This window comes from uncultured Methylobacterium sp., from assembly GCF_964251405.1.
Lineage (GTDB): Bacteria > Pseudomonadota > Alphaproteobacteria > Rhizobiales > Beijerinckiaceae > Methylobacterium.
Map to the genome: position 1 here is coordinate 4,681 of NZ_CAXUJR010000084.1, position 5,328 is coordinate 10,008.

A 5,328-nucleotide genomic window follows, 5' to 3' on the forward strand; every position below is an offset into this window, starting at 1 on the left:
TCTCGATGCCCCGTTGCACCCCGTGGCGGAGGAGCCAGTCGCCGTCGAAGTCTGCGAAGTTGTTGCCCTTGGTGGCTTGCCGGATACCCTCGATGGCCGCCAGAATGTCATCCAGGGCTTGTCGGAACTCCCGTGGCCCCATCAGAAGACGCGGACCGCCGATTGCTCGATCCCGTCACACAGACGCGGGTGCAGGCCGTCACGGGTCGTCACGTCGACGTCGGTGCCGAGCCGTTCCTCCAGGAACAGCTTGATCCCAATCAGGTCGAAGGCGTTGAGGCGGCTCGCCGGGTCATACTCGATGAAGAGATCGAGGTCGCTGCCGGCCGAAGCCTCGTTCCGCACCGTCGAGCCGTACAGATACAGTGACGTCTCTCCCATCGCCTGCACGGCGTCGGCGTGGGATTGCAGCCGGGTGATGGCATCCGCCTCATTCATGGAGCGATCATATCCGGACTCCATGAACAGCGGCAATGATAGTGCCGTAATGGCAAGATGGCGGTCTTCATGCGGCGGTCGTGCTCGCCGAAGCCTGTCCGGCCTGGTCGATCGGAAGCCGACCGGGCAAAGCCCCGTTGGCGGGGCTGGGCAAGCCCCGCCCGGATGTGGTTGAGTGCCGGCACCCTCAAGGCCGCCCGGAACGGATCTGCCCATGGCGTCTTCGCCCTTCGTCACCCCTGACTGGCTCGCGGAGCGCCTCGCTGCCCCCGACATCGTGGTGCTCGACGCCTCGTGGTACCTGCCCGCGCAAGGTCGTGACGCGGCGGCCGAGTACCGCGCTGGCCACATCCCCGGCGCGATCCGCTTCGACATCGACGCCGTGAGCGACGAGGGCTCGCCCCTGCCCCACATGCTGCCGCGGCCGGAGGTGTTCGCCTCGCGCATGCGCAGCCTCGGCATCGGCGACGGCTCGCATATCGTGGTCTATGACGGGCTCGGTCTGTTCTCGGCCCCTCGGGTCTGGTGGATGCTGCGGACGTTCGGGGTCCGTGACGTCGCGATCCTAGAGGGCGGCCTGCCCGCCTGGGTCGCGGCGGGCCATCCCACCGAGGACGGCGATGGCCGCCCCCGCGACCGCCGCCACTTCACAGCCCGGCTCGACCACGGCGCCGTGGCCGACGCGCGGGACATCGCACGCGCCCTGGAGACCGGGAGCGCCCAGGTCGTCGATGCCCGCTCCGGCCCGCGCTTTCGCGGCGAGGAGGCGGAGCCGCGCCCCGGCGTGCGCCCCGGCCACATGCCCGGCGCCCTCAACCTGCATTACGCGGCCCTCCAGAGCGGCGGCCGCCTGAAGGACGAGGCCGGCCTTCGCGCTGCCTTCGCGAAAGCCGGCGTCGATCTCGACCGGCCGGTGGTCACCACCTGCGGATCCGGCGTCACCGCCGCCGTCGTGTCGCTGGCGCTAGAGACACTGGGCCGACCCGCCCGGTCGCTCTACGACGGCTCGTGGTCGGACTGGGGCTCCGATCCGGAGCGCCCCGTCGCCACCGGCCCCGCCTGATCCGTTGACAGGGCGGGGGGAACGACAGGTCATCGAGGTCATCGGCGCACCGATCGAAGTCGGCACCAGCGAAGCCGGCGCCGTGATGGGGCCGGCCTCCCTGCGCACCGCCGGGCTCGTGACGACGCTCAGCGACCTCGGCTGGCCGGTCGTCGATCGCGGCGACGTCGCCCCGGACGCCGGCGCGCCCTCTCACGGCCCCGGCGCGGTGGCGGCCTGGGCGCTGGCCCTGCGCGAGGCCGTCGGTGCCGCCCTCGACCGCAGCGCGCTTCCCCTGGTGATCGGCGGCGACCACAGCCTGTCGCTGGGTACCGTCGATGCTGTGCTGCGCCATAGCATGGCCGCGGGGCGCGACCTCTTCGTGCTCTGGCTCGACGCGCATGCGGATTTCAACACGCCGGAGACCTCGCCGTCGGGCAACATGCACGGCATGCCGCTGGCGGCCCTGTGCGGCGAGCCGGGGTTTGCGGACCTGTTCGGGGACGAGGCACGCGTCGCGCTCGCGCCCGGCAACGTCCACCTGTTCGGCCTGCGCTCCATCGATGCGGGCGAGCGCGCCCTTGTGGCGGCCCGGCGCATCGACGTCGTGGACATGCGCACCATCGACGAGTTCGGCGTCGTGGCACCCCTGCGCCGCATTCTTGAGCGGGTCCAGGCGGCCGGCGGCGTGCTGCATGTCAGCCTCGACGTCGATTTCCTCGACCCCGCCCTGGCGCCTGGCGTCGGCACCACCGTGCCGGGTGGCGCCACGTTTCGCGAGGCCCATCTCATCATGGAGATGCTGCACGATTCCGGGCTCGTGGCGGCCCTCGACGTGGTCGAGCTGAACCCGTTCCTCGACGAGCGCGGGCGCAGCGCGCGTCTCCTGGTGGAACTCGTCGCCAGCCTGTTCGGCCGCACCATCGTCGAGCGGGCGCCGGCCCTGCCGGATACCGGTGGGGGCTGAGGCGAATCCGGCTTGCGGAGCGGCGCCCGTTCGCGGATGGAGGCCGGAACTTCGAGACCGGTGAGGCCCCCATCCCCGACATCGTCCCTCCCCCGCCGGACCGGCAGCGCTCGCAAGGGTTCGCGAGCCTTCGCCTGGGCCGTCCGGAGGGCGGTGCGACCCGGGTTCTCGACATGCGCGAATCCGGTCCGTTGCGGCTGCGCCTGCCGCGACGCCATGACGGTCCTTTGGAGGCGGTGCTCCTCAACACGGCCGGTGGCATCGCCTGCGGCGACAGCTTCACCGTGGAGGCGAATCTCGATCCCGGCGCCGAGGGCGTCCTCACCACCATCGCGGCGGAGAAGGTCTACCGCTCCGACGGTCCGGTGAGCACGATCGCCACGCGGGTCACCCTCGGGGCCGGCGCACGCCTCGCCTACCTGCCGCAGGAGACGATCCTGTTCGACCGCGCCGCCCTCAACCGGCGCTTCGAGGCGGATCTGGCCCCTGATGCGCGCCTCCTCGCCTTCGAGGCGGTGATGTTCGGGCGCGCCGCCCGGCACGAGGCGATGACGGCCGGCCGCCTCGTCGATGCCTGGCGCATCCGGCGGGGCGGCCGGCTCGTCGTCGCCGATACGCTCCGTCTCGACGCTGCCCTCGGCGCCCTCCTCGACCGGCCCGCCATCGGCGGGGGAGCGCGAGCACTGGCCACCCTCTTCGACGTCTCAGCCGAAGCGGAAGGGCGGCTCGACGAGATGCGCGCGCATCTCGACGCGGCCGGCGCCAACGCGGCAGCTGGCGTGGAGGCGGGGGCGAGCGCGTGGAACGGCCACCTCGTGGCGCGCTTCCTCGCCCGCGACGCCGATGCCTTGAAGGCTCTCGCGCTGCGGGTGCTGGTTGCCTATCGCGGGACGCCGATGCCCCGCGTCTGGCAAAACTGAGCATCGCCCCCCGACAAGGGGGACCGGTCTTGGGCAAGAGGCGGTGCGACGGACCATGCGTCAGCCGGTGGCCGCGGTCTCGCGCAGGTGCTGGACCGCCCGGTCGACGTCGAAATCCGCGGCCGTCAACGCGTCGAGGGTGAACGGGCAGGTCTTGGGCTGACCGTACTCGATCCGGTCGGCGCGCTCGCGCATCTCCGGCGTCTCGGCATCGGCCACCGCCATCCACCAGATCCCGTCGAGCTTGAGCGCCGACAGGTCGCCGCCCCTGGCGAGGAGCGCCTCGCGCTGCCGGGCCGCCTCCCCGCGCCAGTGCTGGCCCTCGTGGTCGTCCGAGATGAGCGCCGCCTTCATCAGACTGGCGAGGACGCCGCGCACCAGGCCGGCGGGGCTGTCGGGGTCGGTCTCGTTCATGGGCTGCTCCTTTGGACCTCCCGGACCGAGATCCCGACGCCGGCTCGGGCCGGGGGTCAAGCAAGCGCGAGGCCGCGGCTCATCCGGTGTCGCCGTCCCACTGGGATCGATGGTGTGCAGCGGTGGAGCCCCTGGGCCTTGGTCGCATCCGGTGATCGGATGAGATCAGTCACCCAGTCACCCGCGAGCCCGGCGATATCGATGACGTGACGCATCGGTTTCGTCGTGCATCCATTCGTTGGCTGGCGGCGTGGACACCGGATCGGGGCGTGATGTCGCTCTCCGGAAGCTCCTATTTACTCTAGGACACCGTTGAACAAGGATGACCTGATTTCTTGGTTCTGAATTCATCATTGTTCGGCTGTTGGCGATTACGCTTGGCGATGGTTTCTGGGCTGGCGATGGTCCCGGAGCCGTGAACGAACCGGTGCAGGATTCGACGATGCGACTCGAGGGGGGAGCGGAGGGCGGCATGTCCTCCATCGCGAAGCTGCGGCAGTCGAGCGCGACGCTCTCGCGCCGGCTCGCCGTCGCCGGGCTCCTGCTGAGCGCGAGCCTCGTCGCGGCGGCGGCCTTCGCCACCCTCGAATTGCAGACCAAGCAGCTGCTCGATGCCCGCCGGGAACTGATGACCCTGAATACCGTCCTCGCCGAGGAGACGGCGCGGGCGATGCAGAGCGTCGACCTCGTGTTGCGCGCCGTCATCCGCGCGTTCGGCGACGAGTCCATGACCCCCGAACGGCTCGCCGCCATCGCCTCCAGCCGAGGTACCCATGAGAGCCTGAAGGAGAAGATCGCCGGCATCCCGCAGCTCGATGCCGTGACGATCATTGGGGCCGATGGGCGCCTCATCAACTTCTCGCGCTCCTTCCCAGCCCCGGTCATCGACCTGTCGGACCGCGATTACTTCATCCGGCTGCGTGACACCGAGATCAGTGGTCCCTTCGTGACGGAGCCGGTCCAGAACCGCGGCAACGGGACCTGGACGATCTACCTCGCCCGCCGTCTCGTCGGCGAGGACGGCCGCTTCGTCGGGCTCGTGCTGGGGGCGATCGACCTCCGGTATTTCGACAGCTTCTACCGCTCGCTCAAGCTCGGAGGCGAGGCGGCGATCAGCCTGTGGCGCAAGGACGGGATGCTCCTGACCCGTGAGCCGGCGATCGCCGGGGTCGGGCAGACGTTCAGGATCAAGGCCTTCGCGCCGGATGTCGTGCAGGCGCAGGAAGGGTACTACGAGGACACGATGGCGATGGACGGCCGATCGCGGCTGGTCGCCACCCGCGCCATCCAGGGCTATCCCCTGGTCGTCAACGTCACCCGAACCCGGGACGAGGTGCTGGCGGACTGGAACCGTCAGGCGGCGCTCGCCGCCGGCGCCACGGCCCTGTGCATCGGCGCGATCGCGGCGATCCTCTGGACCCTGGCGCGTCAGTCCCGCGCCAACATGGCCCGGGCGGAGGCGGTTCTGGCACGCGAGGACGCGGTGCGCGCGCGCGACGACGCCGAGGCGCAGCTTCGCCAATCCCAGAAGATGGAGGCGATGGGCC

Annotated in this window: 6 protein-coding genes; 4 read left to right on the forward strand and 2 right to left on the reverse strand. The window is 70.6% G+C overall.

The features are described 5' to 3' along the window. Positions 1–141: 141 nt before the first annotated feature. On the reverse strand, positions 142–438 hold the full coding sequence (locus ACFE7U_RS14185; RefSeq protein WP_375410365.1) for a nucleotidyltransferase family protein: 297 nt from the start codon (positions 436–438) through the stop codon (positions 142–144). A 214-nt stretch (positions 439–652) separates the two neighbouring features. Between ACFE7U_RS14185 and sseA the strand changes: the two genes are divergently transcribed. From sseA to ACFE7U_RS14200, 3 genes are all read left to right on the forward strand, one after another. Then, positions 653–1,501 (forward strand): 3-mercaptopyruvate sulfurtransferase, encoded by an 849-nt coding sequence (gene sseA, locus ACFE7U_RS14190; RefSeq protein WP_375410366.1) that lies wholly within the window; start codon positions 653–655, stop codon positions 1,499–1,501. 4 nt (positions 1,502–1,505) lie between these two features. Next, positions 1,506–2,447 (forward strand): arginase, encoded by a 942-nt coding sequence (gene rocF / locus ACFE7U_RS14195; protein WP_375410367.1) that lies wholly within the window; start codon positions 1,506–1,508, stop codon positions 2,445–2,447. Positions 2,448–2,620: 173 nt separating this feature from the next. Continuing rightward, positions 2,621–3,367, forward strand: coding sequence for an urease accessory protein UreD (locus ACFE7U_RS14200; RefSeq protein WP_375410368.1), 747 nt, complete (start codon positions 2,621–2,623; stop codon positions 3,365–3,367). Positions 3,368–3,427: 60 nt separating this feature from the next. On the opposite strand, the gene ACFE7U_RS14205 is transcribed toward ACFE7U_RS14200, so the two are convergent. Further along, a complete protein-coding gene (locus ACFE7U_RS14205; RefSeq protein WP_375410369.1) occupies positions 3,428–3,781 on the reverse strand; it encodes a hypothetical protein in 354 nt (117 codons plus the stop codon). A 442-nt stretch (positions 3,782–4,223) separates the two neighbouring features. On the opposite strand from ACFE7U_RS14205, the gene ACFE7U_RS14210 reads away from it, so the two are divergent. Then, a partial coding sequence (locus ACFE7U_RS14210; protein ID WP_375410370.1) for a cache domain-containing protein occupies positions 4,224–5,328 on the forward strand: 1,105 nt, incomplete at its 3' end.

Excerpts from the sequence above, each read along its gene's own strand:
- ACFE7U_RS14185 (WP_375410365.1), bottom strand. The coding sequence starts at position 438 with ATGAATGAGGCGGATGCCATCACCCGGCTGCAATCCCACGCCGACGCC.
- sseA (WP_375410366.1), top strand. The coding sequence starts at position 653 with ATGGCGTCTTCGCCCTTCGTCACCCCTGACTGGCTCGCGGAGCGCCTC.
- ACFE7U_RS14200 (WP_375410368.1), top strand. The coding sequence starts at position 2,621 with ATGCGCGAATCCGGTCCGTTGCGGCTGCGCCTGCCGCGACGCCATGAC.
- ACFE7U_RS14205 (WP_375410369.1), bottom strand. The coding sequence starts at position 3,781 with ATGAACGAGACCGACCCCGACAGCCCCGCCGGCCTGGTGCGCGGCGTC.